The organism is Pedobacter namyangjuensis (assembly GCF_003313325.1).
Taxonomy (GTDB): Bacteria; Bacteroidota; Bacteroidia; order Sphingobacteriales; family Sphingobacteriaceae; genus Pedobacter; species Pedobacter namyangjuensis.
This window is the reverse complement of record NZ_QMHQ01000002.1, coordinates 642,486-667,583: the sequence shown is the minus strand read 5'-3', so window position 1 is coordinate 667,583 and position 25,098 is coordinate 642,486. Positions and strand designations below refer to the sequence as shown.

The window sequence follows — 25,098 nt, the reverse complement described above, 5'->3', positions numbered from 1 at the left end:
TAAAGCTTAGGTTTGTTCTATACTTAAAATACGCACTGGCATTTTTTTACCTTTTAGCAAAATTGTTCCAAGTTCTTCTGTGGTAAAAAGCCCAGCCCAGTTAGCTGAGTTAATAAAGCTTGAGGAAGCCAGTATTTTTTTGTCGTATTCGTTGCACATACTTTGTATACGAGCGGCAGTATTCAATGTGTCGCCATGGTAGGCGATATCTCTTTTTACTTCTCCAATTTCCACTGCGGTAACCTTGCCCAAATGTAAACCAGCTTTAAATAACGGAACTACTCCGTAGTTTTTTAAATAATGATCTCTTCTGCTATTAAATTGTGCTTGGCATGCAAAAAAGAACTGAACACAGCATTTATTATCCATTTTGTCTGTCACTTTCCAGCTAATTACAATTTCATCACCCACGTATTGGTATATTTCTGCATCGTAGCTATTAAGCATAAGGTTAATATCCATGAAACTGTCTCTTATAAATTTGCTGTATTTTATATGGCCTAATTCTTCGGCGATAGCGGTCGATGATTTTAAATCCATAAACATAAAAATTCGTTCCTCCTCCTTAGGCTCCCTATATTTTCCCAGAAGGAGCGGTATAAGTATGCCAGGGCCATATTTCTTGTTAACCTGTATAATGAAAGTGATAACAAAAGTCATAACAAAGCTATAGATAAGTATAATCACAAAGAGGTTAATCCATACCGCTTCGTTCATTGTTGGCGAATATTTGTTGAAAGAGGGAGCAAGAATTGCTTTATATAAAACGAATCGTAAAAAGTTGAAAATAAAAACCAATAGCACAAGGGAAATAAGAGATTTGATTACAATTATTTTGCCCAAAGGTTTGTTTCGGAAAAACTGCCTATCGAAGAAATAGTCTAAAAGTCCTAATGCAAAACCGTATAAAAAGCCGGTTATAGTGCCGACTAAAATGGTTGGCCAAATACTTGTTTCAATGGCGATTGACATTGATAACGCCATGTTTTTACTCGCTAAATGAATTATTATTGCTAGTAAGGTATAAGCAGCGAGCCAAAATCCCGCTTGTGTAAAAGCGTGGCTTAATATTGGGTGTTCGATGGCGAATCTTCTCGCTCCGGTCGTATAATCTATTTTTGCTTTCATTTAGGTTAACCAATATACAATTATTCTATTAGTACATTCTAAAAACAATAACCTAATAATGCTCGAACCGCGTAATTACAATTACGAAAAGTTATAAATACCAACTCGAAATAACCTCGAGTTACTTTTGTCAATTTTGGTAGTTTGGAGGGTTTTGATTGTTTAATTTAAAAATAATAAACTACTGTATTTCTCAAGGAGTTTTCTAAATGTAATATCAGAACTGAAACATTTTGATCGTCAACAAATCTACCCTTGAAAAACTGTTTGATAGGCATCAACTATAACTGTTAATTTGATCCGGCTTTTTAACGGACGCCTACAACGATTTATTTTTTTTGATCTGCAAAAACAAAATTGCGTGCTGTATTTTTACGACTAAGACATCGCTTAATATTAACTATTGGTTGAATATCACGAATTTAAGCTCGAAATATTAATCATTAGTTAATTGTGTAAAAAAAATTGCTTTTTAGAATATCGTGAATTAGTTTTAAGTAAATTTTCTTAATTCTATGTTAAAAGTCAATCAATTAGATCGACTTTAATTTTGTGCGGAAAGGCCATGAAATAGACCTAAACGCTCATGTAGCATTTAAAAAAATTACCTATTTAACCTATTGTTTTTGTTTTATCGTTATCTCAACTGTTATGAGATCCATCTGGATTATTAAACGCGAAGTTCTCGTACTTATTGCATGTGTATGCATTTTTTTTTCATCAGCCTTCGCAGAGGGTTCTAAAGATTTTTATCCATCCGGAGTACAAGGTAATAGAGCTTTTTTAGGGTCGGCAACTAATAATGGTGCATTAACAGCCTCTTCATTTCCTTTTATTACGGAAGGAACGCATTTTGCTTATGTTAGAGCAGGCGAGTCAATAACAGCCGCATCGAGTGTTCAAAATATATCCGCCGGAAGGATTAGGTTTACAGCTCCGGATGGAACTATTTACCTTTCAACAACGGATAATATTGGAAGGATTTACCAACATGCTGTAAATCAACCAGTAGCTGGATTAGCCGCAATGGCAACTAACAGAGCGTCAGAATTGGCGGGTGCAAGAATAGGTTACAAGCCATTTGAACGAGTTGCTACTGCTGCGCAAGAAGGGGTGTGGAAAATTGATTTTATCGCGGCCGCTTCTCCGGCTTATGGTGGCTTACCAAGTTTGGCTGCAGATGCAAATTGGTCTCAAGGTACAAATCAGTTAATCGCGGCTTGGGATGTTTCGGTTTTCGCAAATACTACAACCACAACTCCTATAAGCGGTAGGGTATATGTAAACGTGTTCAACTTACTCATTGATGATAACTTTACGAATGGAGGCTTTTACGGCACTCATTATGTGCTAACAAAAGACGGCTATTCTTATAAAGTTAGCGAAAATGGCAGTAATGGTGTAGGTTTTACATTTTTGGTTAACAATAAGGGGTTCACTAACGGTACAAATGGATCTGGTACGGCAACATATAAGAGTTTTAATACGGTTACAGGATTAAGCATAAAAGATCCGAGAACAGCAGATAACGCAGATGCGATAACCCATAAGATATTTTACACAAAGCCTAACAGTCAACTTCCAGCAACGGCAAATATTCAAGGAGGCAGTACCTGGTTTGTGCCGGCGACCACAATTTTGCCTACTGCATCCAATATCACATTCATGGGGGTAGAAGGATCGCCAACAAGCCTAAGTTCTAAAGGAGCATATATTTCTTTTGATTCGAACATTACCGGAACTTACAAGATAATTATTCCAGGAAATGGGAATTTTGTAGATAGAATTTTAACGGGCCCAGCAAGTCAGGGAGCTAATACTATATTCTGGGATGGAAAAGCAGGGGTTTCTGCCGCCAATCCGGTTGATCCAGGCAATAATCTTAGCTCAGGTAATACCAATTTTGATATCAAGATTCAATTGTTTGGAGGCGAGGTTCACTTTCCGTTTATAGACATGGAGAGTAATCCAAATGGGTTAATTATCGAGCAGCTTACGGTTGATGGTAACTACAATATTATTCCAGGCTCAGACGTAGTTTATTGGGATGATTCGGATATCACAAATACGGGTACACCAGCTAATCCTAAAGTAGCAAAATTCCCAATCAATACCATATCTAGTAATAGTAATGGACATAAATTTGGTGCAAAACCTGGCGCTGGATTGAGTGATTATGGTAATAACAGAGCGTTAGATACCTACACCTTCGTTCCTGGTGCAGAGAGTGTAAAATCCGTTTCTGTTTCAATAAATGTTGCAGATCTAGAGGTAACTAGCATCAGCACGCCTGCCAGTCAGATAAGGCAAGGACAACAAGTAGTTTATACAGTAGTTGTTAAAAATCTTAACAATTCCACCAGTATCTCTAACGTTACTGGTGCACAATTTGCGTTCGAATTTCCTTTAGGCTTTAACGTAACTTCTGCGGTATTAACCCAAAACGCAGGAACAGTTACAGCCTCTTCGCCAGCAACTACTTCAACAAGTTTTACATCGCTCCTAAATATGACATCGGGTTCTCAAGCAACCTATGTAATTACAGGTACTGCGGGCGCATCTTTGGTTAACACTACCATCACTCCAAGAGCAACTATTCTGCGTCCTAAAGATGTAGAAGATCCAGATGCTACGGATAAAGTTAATTTGGCTTACTCTAACAATGCAGATACAGAATGTAATGCAAGTCCGAGTGGTGTGGGTTGTAATAATATTAAAACGGCAAGCGGCGTATTAGTAAGTCCAGATGCAGATGGCGATGGAATTATTGATCCGCTTGATTTGGATGATGATAACGATGGTATTCTGGATGTTTTGGAAACAAGTTGTACGGCCACAAATCCTTTAGATACTTATACAAATCAAGAGAATAGCGCAACATTTTTCCAAAATAATATTATCAAACTGGGAGAATCCAGAATTACGGTAACGCACCAATTATTCGGTAATGCGGTAAAAAATGTTGATCAAATAAGCGACACACATTTTGCTGGCGAAAGAGGAGTAAGGATTGGGCACAGTGATAACACAACCGGAAGCTTCGCAAATCGTATTCAAAGTACCTTCGACTTTTCTTTACCTTTACAGACATTAAAATTTAGATTAAATGATATAGATGCTGGAGACAGAATTCAAGTTGATGCATACGATCAAAATAATAATCTAATCACGCTTCAAGCCTCTAATGTTTCACTTTATACAGGTACTTCAGGTTATCAGGTAACTAGAAGCGGTAATTTATTTTCGAGTAGTAGCACTGATGTGCCTTCAGGTACTAGAAGAGGAAGCGTTGAGATAAATCTCGATGGGCTATCCATAAAAAAACTTGTGATCAGCTATTACGATCTTGAAAGTGATGGAACTTACACCTTAGCCTTTATAACAAGTTGTTCTGATTTAGATACCGATGGCGATGGAATTGTGAACCGCCTTGATGTAGACTCTGATAACGATGGTATCACAGATGCTGTTGAAGCCAATGGTAATAAAGCAAACGATCCTAATTTTGATGGTCGTTATGGTGCAGCAGGTAGTTTTGTAGATTCGAACAATAATGGTGTTCATGATGCGGTTGATGCGGCATTAGGCAATACAGCTTTAACTCCTCAAGACAAAGACGGAGACGGAAAACCAAACTACCTAGATCTAGACAGTGATGCCGATGGTATTCCGGATACTTTCGAGGCAGCGTTTTACATTGTAGATGGCGAAAATGATGGTAGAATTGGTACCGGTGCAATTGTAGACGCCGATAAGGACGGCCTTTCAGATTTAATAGACCCTGATTTTGTAACTGTTGATGCTGTATTATTTAATCAAGACCGTGATGGCGATGGCTTATCAAACTATTTGGATATTGATTCTGATAACGATGGTATTATAGATCTTATTGAAGGATTACCTACTGCCAGCTTTAGAGTGCCTACAGGTTTAGACACCGATGGAGATGGAATTGATAATGCTTTCGACGTAAATAATGGGGGTATTGCAAGTGGCTATTCAAATATTGATGGTGGTAGTGCGCCAGATTATGTTGATACTGATGCCGATAACGACGGCATAAGAGATTGGCTTGAAAATAATGTTGTAAGTGCATTAGAAGTAGACAACGTAAATAATGCCACAGGTGCAGCAGGTGCTGATGGCGTTATGGACGTTCTTCCTGATTCTGACAACGATGGTTTAGCAAATATTTACGATTTAGTGCCAACAAATCCGCTTGGTGCAAACTATGCAAGAAATGGTACGCAAACCCCAGCGTCAATGCCAGATGTACAATTGCCAGGTGGCGATAGAGATTGGAGACAGGCACCAGATTCAGATCGTGATGGTATACCTGATGATATTGACCTTGATGATGATAATGATGGTATACTCGATACAGTTGAGGGAACAGCTGATTTGGATGGAGATGGAATACCTAATTACCTCGACCTCGACTCTGATGGCGATGGTCTTCCGGATATTTTAGAAGTTGGTGGAACATCATTAAATAACGACGGAAGAGTTGGAGGTTCGGTAGGCGCAAATGGAGTTCCTACTGCTGCCGGTGCTGGATATATACCTATCAATAGTGATGGCGATGCAAATCCAGACTTTTTGGATTTGGACTCTGACAACGACGGTATTTTCGATGTAATTGAAAACGGAGGCACAGACCCGGATAACGACGGAAAAATTGGTTCTGGTGTTATTAATGATGTTGATGCTGATGGAATTTCAGATCTGGTGGATAACTACAACAACCAAACGAATACACTAGTAGGCGATCCGGCAGGAATACCTCTAACAGCTAGGGACACCGATGGAGACGGTAAACCAAACTACAGGGATTTAGATTCTGACAATGATGGAATTTTAGACAGCATTGAAGGGGGAACAGATGCCGATGCCGACGGTAAGCCAAATTACTTGGATATTGACAGCGATGGCGATGGTATAGTTGATAATATCGAAGCACAAACTACAGCTGGTTATATTGCGCCAAGTGGTACAGATACAGATGGTGATGGACTGGATAATGCTTATGATACCAACAACGGTGGTGTTGCAATTACTCCGGTAAATACAGATGGAACAGACTTGCCCGATTACCTTGATCTAGACAGTGATAATGACGGTTTCAGCGATATGATTGAAGCTTACGATACCGATAATAATGGCGTAGCAAATACAGTTCCGGCAGGTGCCGATACAGATAACGATGGACTTGATAATGCGTTTGATACCAACAATGCAGTCTTCAATCCAACAAACGGACAAACCCCAAATTCATTCCCAGATCTAGATAACCCTGGTGGAGACAGAGATTGGAGACAGGGGCTTGATAGTGATAATGACGGTATTCCAAACACCACTGATCAAGATGATGACAATGATGGTATTCCGGATGCAATTGAAGGTTCGGGCGACTTTGATGGAGATGGCATTCCAAATAGTTTAGATTTAGATAGTGATGGCGATGGTATCGCTGACGTGATAGAAGCTGGTGGCACAGATCCAGACGGCGATGGCAGAATTGGCACTGGACCAATTACCGATACCGATGGCGACGGCTTGAGCAACATAGTTGATTTAAACAATGGCGGAACTGCGCTACCTTTACCAAATACAGATGGTACAGGTGGAGCAAACTACCTTGATATTGATAGTGATGGAGACGGAATAGTGGATAATATCGAAGCGCAAACCACAGCTGGTTACCGTGCTCCAACAGGGTTGGATACCGATAAAGACGGTATAGATAATGCATACGATAAAGATGTGGCAGGTAACATCGTGCCAACAAATACCGATGGCGCAGACCAGCCAGATTATTTAGATTTAGACAGTGATAACGACGGTTTCAGTGATACAATTGAAGCTTACGATACCGATAACAATGGCGTAGCGAATACGGTTCCGGCAGGTTCCGATGCGGATAATGACGGACTTGACGATGCATTTGACGCCAACGATGCGCTTATTAATCCAACTAACGGTCAAACACCGTCTTCTTTCCCAGACCTAGACAACCCTGGTGGTGATAGGGATTGGAGACAAGGTTTTGATACCGATGGAGATGGTGTTCCAGATACTGTAGACCAAGATGATGATAATGATGGTATTCCAGATGCTGTTGAGGGATTGGGCGATTTTGATGGCGATGGTATTCCTAACAGCTTGGACTTAGACAGCGATGGCGATGGTATACCCGATGTAATTGAAGCAGGGGGGGCAGATCCTGACGGCGATGGAAGAATTGGCACTGGACCAATCGTAGATACCGATGGCGATGGTCTGAGCAACATAGTTGATTTAAATAATGGCGGCACAGTGCTTCCACTGCCAAATACCGATGGTACAGGCGGAGCAAATTACCTGGATATTGACAGCGACGGCGATGGCATTGTAGATAACATCGAAGCACAAACCACAGCGGGTTACCGTTCTCCAACGGGATTGGATACCGATAAAGATGGTATAGATAATGCATATGATAAAGATATAGCGGGTAATATCGTGCCAACAAATACAGATGGAACCGATTTGCCAGATTACTTGGATCTGGATAGTGATAACGATACGTTTAGCGATACCATTGAAGCCTACGATACGGATAACAATGGCGTTGCAAACATTGTACCTTCAAATATCGATGCGGATAATGACGGACTTGATGACGCTTTCGACAGCAACACATCTGTTGTTAATCCTTCAAATGCTCAAACACCTGCTTCATTCCCTGATTTGGATAACCCGGGTGGCGATAGAGATTGGAGGCAAGGGCTTGATAGTGATAGAGATGGCATAGTTGATACGATTGATCTTGATGATGATAATGACGGAATTTTAGATTCGATTGAAGGCAATATTGATACAGATGGCGATGGAATTCCGAACCGTTTAGATGTTGATAGCGACAATGATGGTATTACCGATGCAGTTGAGGCCAATGGCAACAAAGCAAACGACCCTAATTTCGATGGTCGTTATGGTGCGGCAGGAAGTTTTGTAGATACAAACGCAAACGGTGTTCACGATGAGGTTGATGCTGCGTTGGGCAACCCGGCTTTAGTTCCTCAAGATAAAGATGGCGATGGAAAACCTAACTATCTAGACTTAGATAGTGATGCAGACGGAATTCCGGACACATTTGAAGCGGCATTTTATATAGTAGATGGAGAGAACGATGGTAGAATTGGTACAGGTGCAATTGTAGATGCAGACAGGGATGGACTATCGGATCTAATCGATCCTGATTTTGTAACTGTTGATGCTGTATTGTTTAACCAAGATCGTGATAACGATGGCTTATCGAATTATCTGGATATCGATTCGGATAACGATGGAATTATTGACAACATCGAAGGCTTGCCAACAAGTACCTACAGAGCTCCAACCGGCTTAGATACCGATGGCGACGGTATAGACAATGCTTACGACGTAAATAACGGTGGCATTGCAAGTGGATATTCGAACATAGATGGGGGAAGTGCGCCAGATTATGTAGATACCGATGCTGATAACGACGGCATAAGAGACTGGTTAGAAAATAACGTTACCAATACGTTAGAAGTTGATGTAAAAAACAATGTAACAGGTGCTGCAGGTGCCGATGGCATTATGGATATTCTTCCAGATGCTGATAATGATGGTTTGGCAGATATTTTCGATACCGTTCCAACAAATCCGGCAGGTGCTGCGTATGCAACAAACGGCGGACAAACGCCTAGCACTATGCCACGTACTTTAGCTACTGGCGATAGAGATTGGAGAACTATTGCCGATTTTGACAAAGATGGTGTGCCAGATGGAATCGATAAGGATGATGATAACGACGGTATTCCAGATACGGTAGAAGGCACCGGAGATGCAGATGGCGACGGTATTCCGAATTATTTAGATCTTGATAGTGATGGCGATGGCGTCCCAGATGTAATTGAAGCTGGTGGCTCAGATCCTGATGGCGATGGAAGAATTGGCACAGGTGCAACCATAACCGATACCGATGGCGATGGTTTGAGCAACCTAGTTGATCCAGATAATGGCGGTACACCGCTTGCCGCACCTGATAGCGATGGCGACGGAAAACCAAATTTCTTAGACCTTGATTCTGATAACGACGGTATATATGATGTTACCGAAAATGGTGGCCCAGATCCAGATGGTGATGGAAAAATTGGTTCTGGTGTAATAAACGATATCGATGCAGACGGTATCTCGGATATCGTAGATAATTATAATAACCAAACAAATACTTTGGTTGGCGATCCGGCTGGAGTGCCTTTAACCGTTAGAGATACCGATGGCGACGGTAAACCAAATTACATAGATATAGATTCTGATAACGATGGAATTTATGATGTGCTTGAAGCTGGCGGAGTTGATCCGGATAAAGATGGAAGGATAGGAACCGGAGCAATTACCGATACAGATGGTGATGGAGCAAGTAATATCATTGATAAAAACAACGGCGGAACTCCACTTGCTGTTCCAGATACCGATGCCGATGGCAAACCAAATTACCTTGATATTGATAGTGATGGCGATGGTATTGTTGATAATATCGAGGCGCAAACAACTGCGGGCTACATTGCACCAAGCGGAACAGATACCGATGGCGATGGATTGGATAATGCTTATGACACTAACAACGGTGGACAAGCAATTACACCAACAAATACAGACGGAGTTGACCTGCCTGATTACCTAGACTTAGATAGTGATAATGATGGTTTTAGCGATACAATCGAAGCTTACGATACCGATAATAATGGCGTAGCAAATACAGTTCCGGCAGGAGCAGATGCAGATAATGATGGTTTAGATGATGCGTTCGACGTAAATGATGCCTTATTTAACCCAACAAACGGACAAACTCCTGCATCGTTCCCAGATCTGGACAACCCAGGGGGAGATAGGGATTGGAGACAGGGATTTGATACAGACGGCGATGGTATTCCAAATACAATAGACCAAGATGATGATAATGATGGTATTCCGGATGCGGTTGAGGGAACGGGCGATTTTGATGGAGATGGCATACCAAACAGCTTAGATTTGGATAGCGATGGTGATGGTATACCTGACGTAATTGAGGCAGGTGGCATAGATCCAGACGGCGACGGAAGGATTGGCACCGGACCAATTACAGATACCGATGGTGATGGTCTGAGCAACATAGTTGATGCTAACAATGGTGGTACGCCACTTCCATTACCAAATACAGATGGTACTGGTGGAGCAAACTATCTAGATATTGATAGCGACGGCGATGGCATAGTTGATAACATTGAGGCACAAACTACAACTGGTTACCGTGCACCAACAGGTTTAGATACAGATAAGGATGGTATCGATAACGCTTACGATAAAGATGTTGCGGGTAACATCGTGCCAACAAATACTGATGGTGCAGACTTGCCAGATTACTTAGATTTAGACAGTGATAACGACGGTTTCAGCGATACAATCGAAGCTTATGATACTGACAATAATGGTATAGCAAACATTGTCCCTTCTAATTTAGATGCTGATAATGATGGATTAGATGATGCGTTTGATGCAGATGCTTCTGCTGTAAATCCAACTAATGGACAAACTCCAACATCATTCCCAGATTTAGATAATCCGGGAGGTGATAGAGATTGGAGACAAGGTTTTGATACCGATGGAGATGGTATTCCAAATTCGATAGACCAGGATGATGATAACGATGGTATTCCTGATACTGTTGAAGGTAATGGCGATTTTGATGGTGATGGTATTCCAAATAGCTTAGACCTCGACAGCGATGGCGATGGTATTCCTGACGTAATCGAAGCTGGTGGATCAGATCCTGACGGAGATGGTAGAATTGGAACAGGTCCAATAACCGATACAGATGGCGATGGTTTAAGCAACATAGTGGATACCAATAATGGCGGTACACCACTTCCATTACCAAATACAGATGGTAAAGGCGGACCTAATTATTTGGATATAGACAGCGATGGCGATGGTATTGTAGATAATATTGAAGCGCAGACCACAACTGGTTATCGTGCTCCAACTGGGTTAGATACAGATAAAGATGGTATTGATAACGCCTACGATAAAGATGTGGCAGGTAACATCGTACCAATAAATACCGATGGGGCCGACATGCCGGATTACCTAGATTTTGACAGTGATAATGATGGCATTGCCGACTCGGTTGAGGCCTACGATACAGATAATAATGGCGTAGCCAACAAAATCCCATCGAATAATGATTTTGATAATGATGGACTTGATGACGCATTTGATAATGATCTGTCAACATTTAAACCAGCAAATAATCAAACGCCAACATCATTCCCAGATTTAGATAATCCTGGTGGTGATAGAGATTGGAGACAGGGATTGGACAGCGACCGAGATGGTGTGGTTGACACGATAGACCTTGATGATGATAACGATGGTATTTTAGATACAGCAGAAAATAACTGCGTAAATACAATTATAGCCGGATATCCTGGATCTACTATTCAATTAACTTCTTTAGATTTCGGAATTTCATCCAACGGAACTCCACAAACTAACCTTACGTTAACAAAAGACATTAGTAATAAATTTGGTTACGCAGCAAATTCGGGTGCTGTTATCGTAACAATTATTAATGCACACGTGCACCCAACGGCCAATGATTTTTATGTAAGAGGCGATCTGCCTAAAACCTTATGGCAAATTTCTGGTTCGGTTGCTTCATTGGTAGGTATAGAGCATGGTGCGCAATACTTCCCAGGTCAAAGAAGAACAATTGATTTACTTGGTAGTACAAACACAACTATTGCTCAAACAGGTTCAAGTGCTATTTGGAACAGTGGCAGTACTGGTAATTCTTATTACTTAGAAAATATATCAGGCGCTGTGCGTTCAGATGGTTTACTGCATCATGCACTTATAGACTACACCGTGGGCAAAATGTTCGAGCTGTCAACAAATGAATCTGGGCCAAATCGTTGGAGTACTTATTTTGTAAGAATACAGACAGAGTGCGATACAGATAAAGATGGCATTCCTAATCGTTTAGATGTTGATAGCGATAACGACGGTATAACCGACGCTGTAGAATCTAATGGCAATAAAGCAAACGATCCAGATTTTGATGGTCGTTATGGTACCGCTGCAAGCTTTGTAGATGCAAATGGCAATGGTGTAAATGATGCCGTTGATGCTGCCCTTGGAAACCCTGCGCTTATTTTGCAAGACAAAGATAAAGACGGAAAACCTAACTATTTAGATTTAGACAGCGATGCTGATGGTATTCCAGATACGTTTGAAGCTGCCTTCTTTATTCCAGACGGAGAAAACGATGGTGTAATTGGTACAGGACCAATTGTTGATGTCGACAGAGACGGACTCTCGGATTTAATTGATCCGGATTTTGTAACTGTTGATGCTACATTGTTCAATCAAGATCGTGATAACGATGGTTTATCAAATTACCTCGACATCGATTCGGATAACGATGGAATTATAGATAATATCGAAGGCTTGCCAACAGCTTCTTATAGAGCGCCAACAGGCTTGGATACAGACGGCGACGGTATAGACGATGCCTACGATGTAAATAATGGTGGTATTGCATCCGGATATTCGAATATTGATGGGGGTAGTGCGCCCGATTATGTAGATACTGACGCAGAGGGCGATGGGAAAAGAGATTGGCTTGAAAATGCGGTAACAAGTACATTGGAAGTAGATCTTGTTAATAATTTTACCGGAGTAGCTGTGCCAGATGGAATTATGGACTTGCTTCCAGATGCTGATAACGACGGTTTAGCCGATATTTTTGATACTGTGCCAACAAATCCGGCAGGAGCAAATTATGCTACAAACGGTGGACAAACACCAGCATCTATGCCAGATGTTGATGAGCCAGGGGGAGATAGGGATTGGAGAAGTTCGCAAGATAGAGATGGAGACGGCATTCCCGATGGATTGGATAAGGATAACGATAATGATGGAATTCCAGACTTAATAGAAGGTACTGGAGATTTAGATGGCGACGGTATTCCAAATCACTTCGATTTAGATAGCGATGGCGATGGTATTCCAGATGTAATTGAAGCAGGCGGATCTGATCCGGATGGCGATGGCAGAATTGGTACCGGACAAATTACCGACACCGATGGTGATGGATTAAGTGATATTGTTGATCCGGATAATGGAGGAACGGTTCTTCCAACACCAGATAGCGATGGCGACGGCAAACCAAATTTCCTTGATATTGATTCTGATAACGATGGAATATTTGATGTCATCGAGAATGGCGGAACAGATCCAGATGGTGATGGAAAAGTTGGCACTGGATTAAATAACGATGTTGATGCGGATGGTATTGCAGATATTGTAGATAACTACAACAATATCACCAACACTTTAACGGGCGATCCGGCAGGTGTACCATTAACCTTAAAAGATACCGATGGAGATGGCAAGCCTAATTACATTGATTTAGATAGTGATAACGATGGTATCTATGATGTTATCGAAGCTGGCGGTGTAGACGGCGACGGTGATGGCAGAATTGGAACCGGTGCAATAGTAGACACCGACGGCGATGGTGCAAGCAATATTATAGATAAAGATAATGGTGGTACGGCATTGGTAATTAGAGATACCGATACCGATGGCAAACCTAATTTCTTAGATATTGATAGTGATGGCGATGGTATCGTGGATAACATTGAAGCGCAAACAACTGCAGGTTATATTGCGCCAAGTGGTGTAGATACCGATGGCGATGGTATGGATAATGCCTACGATACCAATAATGGTGGCGTAACTATTATTCCAACAAATACAGATGGCGATGCAGATCCAGATTATCTGGATATAGATGCAGATAACGATGGTGATAAAGATGCGGTTGAAGGTTGGGATACAAATAATGACAGGGTTGCTAATATTGTTCCATCTGGAGTAGATATTGACAACGATGGTTTGGATGATGCTTACGATGCCAATACCGCATTGTTAAATCCAACCAACGGACAAACACCTACATCATTCCCTAATCTGGATACACCAGGAACACCGGAAAGAGATTGGAGGGAAGACTACAATTTACCTCCTGCAATTACTGTTTTGGGCAATACAACTATTCAGGAAGATGTTGCCGGTGTGGTGAAAAGCTTCTCGGTAAGGGATGAAGATGCAGGAAACGCAAATAATATTACGGTTACTTTAACTGTGCCACAAGGTGTAATAACTTCTGTTAATGCTGCGGGCGTAACGGTAACAGGTAGCGGAACAGCTTCGGTTGTTTTAACAGGTAGCATTGCTAACCTAAACGCGTTTATCTCAAATGGCAATGTGTTTTACCAACCGGTGCTTAACGCAAATGGAACCATCCCGATGAACGTTGTTGTAGATGATAAAGGCAACACCGGCGGGCCAGCTCTACAAGACACGAAAACGGTGGATATCATTATTTCTCCGGTTAATGATAACCCAACACCTGCTACGGATATCAACACTGTTGCAGAAGATGTAAGTTTAAATGTTTTGGCTGGTCAAGGTTTACTGGCTAATGATACGGATATTGATGGCGATGCTTTATCAGTTTCTAAATTTACAATAGCTGGTGTAACTGGCGATATAGCTGTGGGCACTCCATACACTATCCCGGCAGGTACCATTACCATTAATGCAGATGGCAGTTACGTTTTTGTACCTGCAAATAACTTTAACGGTGCTGTACCAACCATAACTTATACAGTTGTTGATGTTAATGGAGGTTCGGCAACATCAACCTTAAACATTACGGTAACTGCGGTAAATGATATCCCTCTGGTTACAGATGTTACCAAAACTGGTACAGAAGATAATGCAATCTCATTTGCAAGTTCAGATTTTGTTTCTCAATACACCGATATCGATAACAATCCGTTAACCAAAATTCAAATCGTTACTTTACCTCCTGCAAATCAGGGTGTGTTACAGTTAAACGGTACGCCAATAACAGCAGGAACGGAAATTAATACCGCAGATATTGTAAATCTTAAATTTGTGCCGGCAAGTAATTACAACGGCGCATCAACATTTACATGGAACGGTAGCGATGGTACTGCCTACGCTACAACACCGGCCAACGTAAATATTACAATTACCGGGATTAACGATGTACCAACAGGTACAGGTGATGCTAAAACAACCAATGAAGATACGCCTGTAAATGGTGCGGTAACGGCTACAGATGTAGACGGCGATCCGCTTGTGTACACATTAGCAAGCGCTCCGGCAAAAGGTACGGTTGTGGTAAATGCCGATGGAACTTACACCTACACTCCAAATAGCAATGCTAATGGCTCAGATAATTTCACCATCAAGGTGGATGACGGACAGGGCAACTCAATCATACTTCCGGTAGTAATTACAATTACACCGGTAAATGATGCGCCTACCATTGCTATGCCGGCCGACAGCAAGACTACACCAGAAGAGGTAGCTGTTAGCGGTGCGGTGGTAGCTTCTGATGTTGAGGGCGATGCCTTAACTTATAGCAAAGCAACAGACCCGGCAAATGGTACGGTTGTGGTAAATGCAAATGGTACCTATACCTATACACCAAATGCCAATTACAATGGTCCAGATACATTTAACATTTTAGTTACCGATGGTAACGGAGGTTCGGTAACGGCAGTTGTAAATATTACTGTTACCCCGGTAAACGACGTGCCAACAGGTACGGGTGATACCAAAACAACCAATGAGGACACGCCAGTAAATGGTAGTGTTAGCGCAACTGATGCGGATGGTGATGCTCTAACTTATACTAAAGCAACAGATCCAGCCCATGGTTCGGTTGTGGTAAATGCAGATGGTACTTATACCTACACGCCAAATGCAAATTACAATGGCCCAGATACGTTTAACATCAGCGTAAACGATGGCAACGGTGGCATTACAATTTTAACGGTAAACATTACGGTTTCTCCGGTAAATGATGTACCAACTGGAACAGGCGATAGTAAAACAACTAACGAAGACACGCCTGTAAATGGTGCGGTAACGGCAACTGATCTGGATGGAGATGCTTTAGCCTACACTTTAGGTTCTACAGTACCAACAAAAGGTACGGTAACTATAAATCCAACAACTGGAGCTTACGTTTACACGCCAAATGCAAATGCAAACGGTTCAGATAATTTCACCATCAAGGTGGATGACGGTAAGGGCGGAACAATAGAACTTCCCGTAGCCATCACCATCACGCCGGTAAATGACGTGCCTACCGGAACAGGCGATAGTAAAACAACTAACGAAGACACGCCTGTAAACGGTACTGTAACAGCAACAGATTTGGACGGCGATGCATTGACTTATACGTTAAATACTACACCAACAAAAGGTAGCGTAACTGTAAACCCAACAACTGGAGCTTACGTTTACACGCCAAATGCAAACGCAAATGGTTCAGATAGTTTCACCATCAAGGTGGATGACGGCAAGGGTGGAACAATCAATCTTCCGGTAACCATTACCATCACGCCAGTAAATGACGTGCCAACCGGAACAGGAGATAGCAAAACTACCAACGAGGACACACCAGTAAATGGTAGTGTAAATGCAATTGATGCAGATGGCGATGTGTTAACCTACACGCTAAACACCGCACCAACTAAAGGTAGCGTAACTGTAAATCCGGCAACTGGAACTTATACTTATACTCCAAATGCAAACGCAAATGGTACGGATAGTTTCACCATCAAGGTGGATGACGGCAAGGGCGGAACAATAGATCTCCCTGTAACCGTAACCATTACACCTGCAAATGATGCGCCAACCGGAACGGGAGATAGCAAAACGACCAACGAAGATACGCCTGTTAATGGTAGCGTTAGCGGTGCAGATCTGGACGGCGATGCGATTACCTTTACCAAAGCAACCGATCCGGCAAACGGAACAGTTGTGGTAAACGCAAACGGCACCTACACCTACACACCAAATCCAAACTATAATGGTAGCGACAGTTTCACTATTAAATTAGATGATGGAAATGGTGGCACAACAACCGTAACGGTAAATATTACGGTTACCGCGGTAAATGATGCGCCAACGGTGGCCAGTCCTGCAGATAGCAAAACTACACCAGAAGATGTTCCGGTAAGTGGTTCTGTTGTGGCGTTCGATGTTGAGAACGATCCATTGACTTATACCAAAGCGACCGATCCGGCAAATGGAACGGTGGTTGTAAATCCAGATGGAACCTATACCTATACGCCAACATTAGATTACACTGGTCCAGATAGCTTTACCGTTTTGGTAAGCGATGGCAAGGGAGGAACAGTGATAGCTGTAGTAAATATTATTGTCGGTTCTGACAACGATGCTCCAGTAGGCACTGGAGATAGCAAAACAACCAACGAAGACACTGCGGTAAGTGGTGCAGTTAGTGCAACCGATGTAGATGGCGACGCATTAACGTTTAGCAAAGCAAGCGATCCTTCGCATGGTACAGTGGTTGTAAATGCAAACGGAACTTACACCTATACACCAATAACAAATTATAACGGTTCGGATAGCTTTAGTATCAAGGTAGATGACGGAAATGGCGGTAGCACAACCGTAACGGTAAACATTACGGTTAATCCGATAAATGATATCCCGGTAGGAACTGGTGATGCCAAAACTACCAATGAGGATACTGCTGTAAACGGTGCTGTAACGGCAACCGATGTTGATGGCGATGCCTTGATATTTACCAAGGCAACCGACCCAACAAACGGAACAGTTGTAGTAAATGCAAATGGTACTTACACTTACACGCCAAATGCAAATTACAATGGTTCAGATAGTTTCACCATCAAGGTGGATGACGGAAAGGGCGGAGTGATCAATCTTCCAGTAAACATTATTGTAAATGCAGTAAACGATGCACCAACTGGAGCAGGAGACACAAAAACCACCAACGAAGATACGCCTGTAAACGGCGCAGTAACTGCAACCGATATCGATGGCGATGCGCTGACATTTACAAAGGCTACAAACCCGGCAAACGGTACGGTTGTAGTAAACGCAGATGGTACTTACACCTATACGCCAAATGCGAACTTTAACGGTACAGATAGTTTCACCATCAAGGTTGATGATGGTAAAGGTGGCAGTGTTCTGTTACCGGTAAACATTACGGTAACTTCGGTAAATGATATCCCGGTAGGTACTGGCGATAGCAAAACTACCAGCGAGGATACGCCTGTAAGCGGAACAGTAACTGCAACAGATACCGATGGAGATGCACTAGGATTTACTTTGGATACTGCACCAACAAAAGGTACGGTAACCGTTAACCCGACTACTGGCGCTTATGTATACACGCCGAATGCGAACGCAAATGGTACGGATAACTTCACCATCAAGGTAGATGACGGCAAAGGCGGTGTAATTTCATTGCCGGTAACCATAAATATTACACCAGTAAATGATGCACCTACTGGTACGGGTGATACCAAAACAACCAATGAAGATACTCCGGTGAACGGCAGTGTTGCGGGTAGCGATGTTGATGGCGATCCATTAACATTTACCAAAGCAACCGACCCAACTAACGGAACAGTAGTTGTAAATGCAAATGGAACCTATACCTATACGCCAAACAGCAACTTTAACGGTACGGATAGTTTCAATATCCTGATCAGCGATGGCAATGGAGGCTCAGTGACGGTTCCGGTAAACATAACAGTTACTCCGCAGAACGATGCGCCTGTAGTGCCAAGCGCAACAATTACTAGGTCTACACCAGAGGATAACGTGCTGAACGGAACAATTACCGCAACAGATGTAGATGGCGATCCGTTGACCTATGCGGTAACTACCAGCCCAACAAAAGGTACAGTGGTTATCGATCCAACAACTGGCGCATACACCTACACACCAAATCCAAATTATAACGGACCAGATAGCTTTACCGTAACAGTGAGCGATGGAAAAGGTGGTACGACAACGGTAACTGTAAATGTAAATGTTACCCCTGTAAATGATGCGCCAACAGGAACTGGAGATACCAGAACTACCAGCGAAGATACCCCGGTAAACGGAGCGGTCGTAGCAACAGATGTTGACGGCGATGTACTGGCCTACACCAAGGCTACCGATCCAGCAAACGGTACGGTTGTGGTAAATGCAGATGGTACCTACACCTACACGCCAAATCCAAACTACAGTGGTACAGATAGTTTCACCATTAAGGTGGACGACAACAGGGGAGGTAGCACCACGCTTACGGTAAATATTACGGTAAATGCTGTTAATGATATCCCTGCAGGAACTGGCGATAACAAAACTACCAACGAAGATGTTGCGGTAAGTGGTTCTGTAACTGCAACCGATGTAGATGGTGATGCCTTAACATTTAGCAAAGCAACAGATCCATCAAACGGTACGGTCGTGGTAAATGCGGATGGTACATATACGTATACACCAGAGGTAAACTTTAATGGTAGCGATAGCTTCACCATCAGGGTGGATGACGGCAAGGGCGGTACAATCAATCTTCCGGTAAACATTACGGTAACACCGGTTAATGATATCCCGGTAGGTAATAATGATACCAGAACAACCGCCGAAGATACCCCGGTAAACGGTGTTGTAACTGCAACCGATATTGATGGCGATGCCCTTACGTTTACAAAAGCTACCAACCCGACAAACGGTACAGCTGTAGTAAATGCCGATGGTACATACACTTACACGCCAAATGCAAACTACAATGGTAGCGATAGTTTCACTATTCGAGTAAGCGATGGCAAAGGTGGTACGGCTATCATCACGGTCAACATTACCGTTACTGATGTTAATGATAACCCTACAGGTACGGGAGATACAAAAACAACTCCTGAAGATGTAGCGGTTGCTGGCAGTGTATCGGCAAGTGATCCAGACGGCAATACCTTAACCTTTACACAAGGTACAGCACCTGCTAAAGGTACAGTTGTAATTAATCCAGCAACTGGCGCCTATGTCTATACGCCAAATGCAAATGTAAACGGTAGCGATAGCTTTAGCATTAAGGTTGATGACGGCAATGGCGGAGTAATCGTTTTACCTGTAACCATTACCATAACTCCTGTAAACGATGCGCCAACAGGAACTGGAGATAATAAAAACACAGACGAAGATGTGCCTGTTAGCGGAAGAGTTAACGGTACAGATGTAGATGGCGATGCTTTAACCTATAGCAAAGCGACCGATCCTACTAATGGAACAGTAGTTGTGAATGCCAACGGTACCTACACCTATACGCCAAACCTAGACTACAATGGGTCTGATAGTTTTACAATTACCATTAGCGATGGCAAGGGCGGTACGGTTACTGTACCGGTAACCATAACCATTGGTTCGTTAAATGATGCACCAGTAGTGCCTAGTACAACTATAAATAGAACTACCCCGGAAGACACCAGCTTCAGCGGACAGCTGACCGCCACAGATAACGACGGCGATCCGTTAACTTTTACAGTTGGTGCTAATCCTGGCAAGGGAGCAGTTACAATAGATCCAACTACAGGCCTGTTTACCTACACGCCAAATGCAAATGCCACGGGTACGGACAGCTTTACCGTAAATGTAAGCGATGGCAAGGGCGGTATAACTACTGTAACAATTAATGTAAACATCACGCCAGTAAACGATGCGCCAACTGGAACGGGAGATAATAGAACTACACCGGAAGATACGCCAGCAACAGGTGTGGTATTTGGTAACGATGTAGAGGGAGATGTGTTAACGTTTAGCTTGGATCCTGCAAACGTACCTGCAAATGGTACGGTAACGGTAAGCTCGAACGGTAGCTACGTATATACACCGAATACCAATTACAACGGTCCGGATGCATTCAGTATCATCATCAGCGATGGCAATGGCGGTATGGTATCCGTTCCGGTTACCATTACCGTTACCCCTGTAAACGATGCACCGACCGGTACTGGCGATGCCAAAACTACCAACGAAAATACACCGGTAAACGGTGCGGTTACCGCGGTAGACTTGGATGGCGATGCTCTGACATTCAGTAAGGCGACCGATCCGGCAAATGGTATCGCAGTAGTAAATGCGGATGGCACCTATACCTACACGCCAAACGCAAACTTCAACGGTACGGATAGTTTCACTATTAAAGTAGATGACGGCAAGGGTGGTACAATAAACCTAACGGTTACCATTACGGTTAATTCGGTAAACGATGCACCAACAGGTACAGGCGATACCAAAACAACCAACGAAGATACTCCGGTGAACGGTGCAGTGATTGCTACCGATGTAGACGGCGATCTGTTGACCTTTACAAAAGCTACAGATCCTGCAAACGGTTCGGTAGTTGTAAATGTTGATGGTACGTATACCTATACGCCAAATGCAAATTATTTTGGTGCAGATAGTTTCACCATCAAGGTGGATGATGGTAAGGGAGGCATAATCACACTTCCTGTAAACATTACGGTAACGGCTGTAAATGATATCCCGGTAGGTAACGGCGATAGCAAGACTACCAATGAGGATATACCTGTAAATGGAAACGTAACGGTAACTGATGCAGATGGCGATCCGTTAACGTATACGGTAAATAATCAGCCGAGCAAGGGAACAGTAACGGTTAATCCAACAACCGGCGCTTACGTCTACACGCCAAATCCAAATGCAACTGGTACAGATAGTTTCACCATCAAGGTGGATGACGGCAAGGTTGGAACAATAACGCTTACCGTAAATATTACCATAACCCCGGTAAACGATGCACCAACTGCAACAGCTGATAATAAGACCACTAACGAGGATACGCCGGTTAGCGGTGCGATAACGGCTACAGATGTAGATGGAGATCCGCTTACCTTTACCAAAGGCACCGATCCTGCAAATGGTACGGTTGTGGTAAATCCGGATGGTACATATACCTACACGCCAAATCCTAACTTCAATGGAACGGATAGTTTCACCATTAGGGTAGATGACGGAAAAGGTGGTGTGATTAATGTTCCAGTAAATATAACTGTAGGCGCAGTAAATGATATCCCGACAGGTACAGGAGATAACAAAACAACTGCAGAAGACACGCCAGTAAACGGAGCAGTAACTGCAACCGATGTAGATGGCGATGTACTAACTTACAGCTTAAACAACGCACCAAGCAAAGGTACGGTAACCGTAAATCCAACCACTGGAGCTTATGTTTACACGCCAAATGCAAATGCAACGGGTACAGATAATTTCACCATCAAGGTGGATGACGGTAAAGGCGGAACAGTAAATCTTCCTGTTACCATAAACATCACGGCAGTAAATGATATCCCGGTAGGAACTGGCGATAGCAAAACTACCAGTGAAGATACACCAGTAAATGGTTCGGTAACTGCAACAGATGTAGATGGAGATCCACTTACATTCAGCAAGGGAACTGATCCTGCAAATGGTACGGTTGTAGTAAATCCAGATGGAACTTACACTTACACACCAAACCCTAACTTTAATGGTACAGATAGTTTCACCATCAAGGTGGATGACGGTAAAGGTGGCGTAACAAACGTTACAGTAACTATTACTGTTGGTGCGGTAAATGATCTGCCTACGGCAACTGCGCCTGCAGTTACAACAGCAGAAGATACACCGGTAAGTGGCAAGGTAACGGGTAGCGACATAGATGGCGATGCATTAACTTATGCAATCGGCACCAATCCGGTAAACGGAACGGTAACGATAGATCCAACTACTGGAAACTACGTGTACACACCAAAACCAAACTTTAACAGTAGCGATAACTTTACGGTTACTGTTGATGATGGAAAAGGCGGTAAAGTAACGATAACGGTAAATGTTACGGTAACAGGAGTAAACGATGCACCTGTAATTACAAGTCCGCCGGTTGCAATAACCATAAACGAGGACTTTAACTACAGTGGTAACGTTATCGCAACAGATCCGGATGGCGATGCACTTACTTACACCGTAAAAACTCAGCCTGCAAACGGCACCGTTTCACTTAATGCTACAACAGGTGCCTACGTTTATACGCCAAATGCAAATTACAACGGTACAGATAGTTTTGTGCTTACCGTTAGCGATGGCAAAGGCGGAACAGTAGATGTTACAATTAACATTACCGTGGCGCCCGTTAACGATGCACCAAGTTTCACTAAAGGATTAAATGAAAGCATTCCTGTTAATTCTGGAGCAAGGACCATTAACAACTGGGCGACCAACATAAACAAAGGTCCGGCAGATGAAAATGCACAGGTACTAAACTTTGTGGTAACCAATAATAATCCTGGTTTGTTCGCTGTGGCACCTTCAATTGCTCCAAACGGAACATTAACTTATACGCCAGCAACTGGTGCAGTAGGTAGGGCAGTGGTTACGGTTGTGCTAAGGGATAATGGCGGTACTGCTTTAGGCGGAGTTGATGCTTCATCGCCACAGACTTTCATCATCGAAATTAAACCGGTAGGTGTAGCTGATAATATTACAACGCCAATTAATACGCCAATTACTACAGATGTAAAAGCAAATGATGGTCCGTCGGCAACCAATACGACAGTTGTAGCTGGTGGCACAAATCCAACTAACGGAACAATAGTTATTAATGCTAACGGCACTATTACTTATACGCCAAATAACGGTTTTACCGGAACAGATACTTACACCTACAGACTAAAAACTGTAGATGATGTACTTTCTGATCCGATTACGGTAACCGTAAACGTAGTAAGTTCTGGTATTGAGCTGACCAAAGTGGCAAGTAGCACTCCGGTAACTAAAGCTGGCGATGTTATCAACTACACGTTAACGGTTAGAAACACTGGAACTTCTGCTTTAACAAATGTGGTGGTTACAGATGCTGGAGCAGATGCAGGCTCGATTACTCCGGCAAGTATTGCTACGCTGGCGCCAGGCGCCAGCGCAACCGTAACAGCTAGGCATACGCTTACACAAGCCGAGGTTAATTCTGGCTCGTTCAGTAACCAAGCAAGCGTTAGCGGTAGAAATACATTGAACGAAATCGTTAGCGATCTTTTGTCCGATGATCCGAATACGCCGGCACCGAACGATGCGACTGTGGTTGCAATAAACGGAGTAGCTAGTCTAACACTTGTAAAAACAGGAGTGCTAAGTGCAGACGGAAATACCATCACTTACACCTTTACGATTACAAATAATGGTAGCGTGGCTATTAGTAATGTGGTATTGGCAGATGCTAAACTTGGGTTAAACAGAACCATTAATGGTACAATGGCTCCTGGAGCTGTGGTAACAGAAACGGTAACTTATACATTAACCCAGGCAGATAAAAATGCTGGTACGGTAACCAATACGGCACGTGTTGACGGTAGAACGCCTAGCAATGCGCCTGTGGGTGATGCTTCTGGTACATCGGGTACAAACGACACGCCTACGGTTACCGCTCTTGCAAAACCTCCGGTTGCAACAGATGATAATGGCACAACCAAAGTAAATACGCCAATTGTAATTCCGGTAACGGGCAATGACGTAAATGGAAATGCAACTATAGACAAAGCAAGCATCGAGATTGTAACCCAGCCAGCAAATGGAAGGGTAACCGTTAATGCAGATGGAACGATTACCTACACACCAAACAATGGTTATGTTGGTGTAGATAAGTTTACATATCGCGTTAAAGATAACAGTGGATATTACAGTAATGTAGCTACCGTTACTATCGACGTAAATTATGTAGATGTAAAAGTTCCAAATGTGTTTACGCCAAATGGCGATGGTGAAAATGACACTTTCGAAATTAGAGGGCTTGACCAATACGCAGAAAATGAGCTATCTATAGTGAACAGATGGGGTAACGAAGTGTTCAACAGAAAAGGTTATAGAAATGATTGGACAGGGGATGGCTTGAACGAGGGAACCTATTATTATCTGTTGAAGGTTAAGAAAAGAGGCAGCAACGAATGGGAGGTCAAAAAAGGATTTATCACTTTAATTAGAAATTTCAGAAACTAA

2 protein-coding genes are annotated in these 25,098 nt (G+C 42.7%); one reads left to right on the top strand and one right to left on the bottom strand.

Going from position 1 to position 25,098, the window contains the following annotated elements; genetic code table 11:
* Window positions 1–6: 6 nt before the first annotated feature.
* Complete coding sequence (locus tag DUT69_RS09990) at window positions 7–1,128, bottom strand: adenylate/guanylate cyclase domain-containing protein (RefSeq protein WP_113653082.1); 1,122 nt, start codon at window positions 1,126–1,128, stop codon at window positions 7–9.
* Between the two features lie 651 nt (window positions 1,129–1,779).
* Here DUT69_RS09990 and DUT69_RS09985 point away from each other — a divergent pair.
* On the top strand, window positions 1,780–25,098 hold the full coding sequence (locus DUT69_RS09985; protein WP_113653081.1) for a tandem-95 repeat protein: 23,319 nt from the start codon (window positions 1,780–1,782) through the stop codon (window positions 25,096–25,098).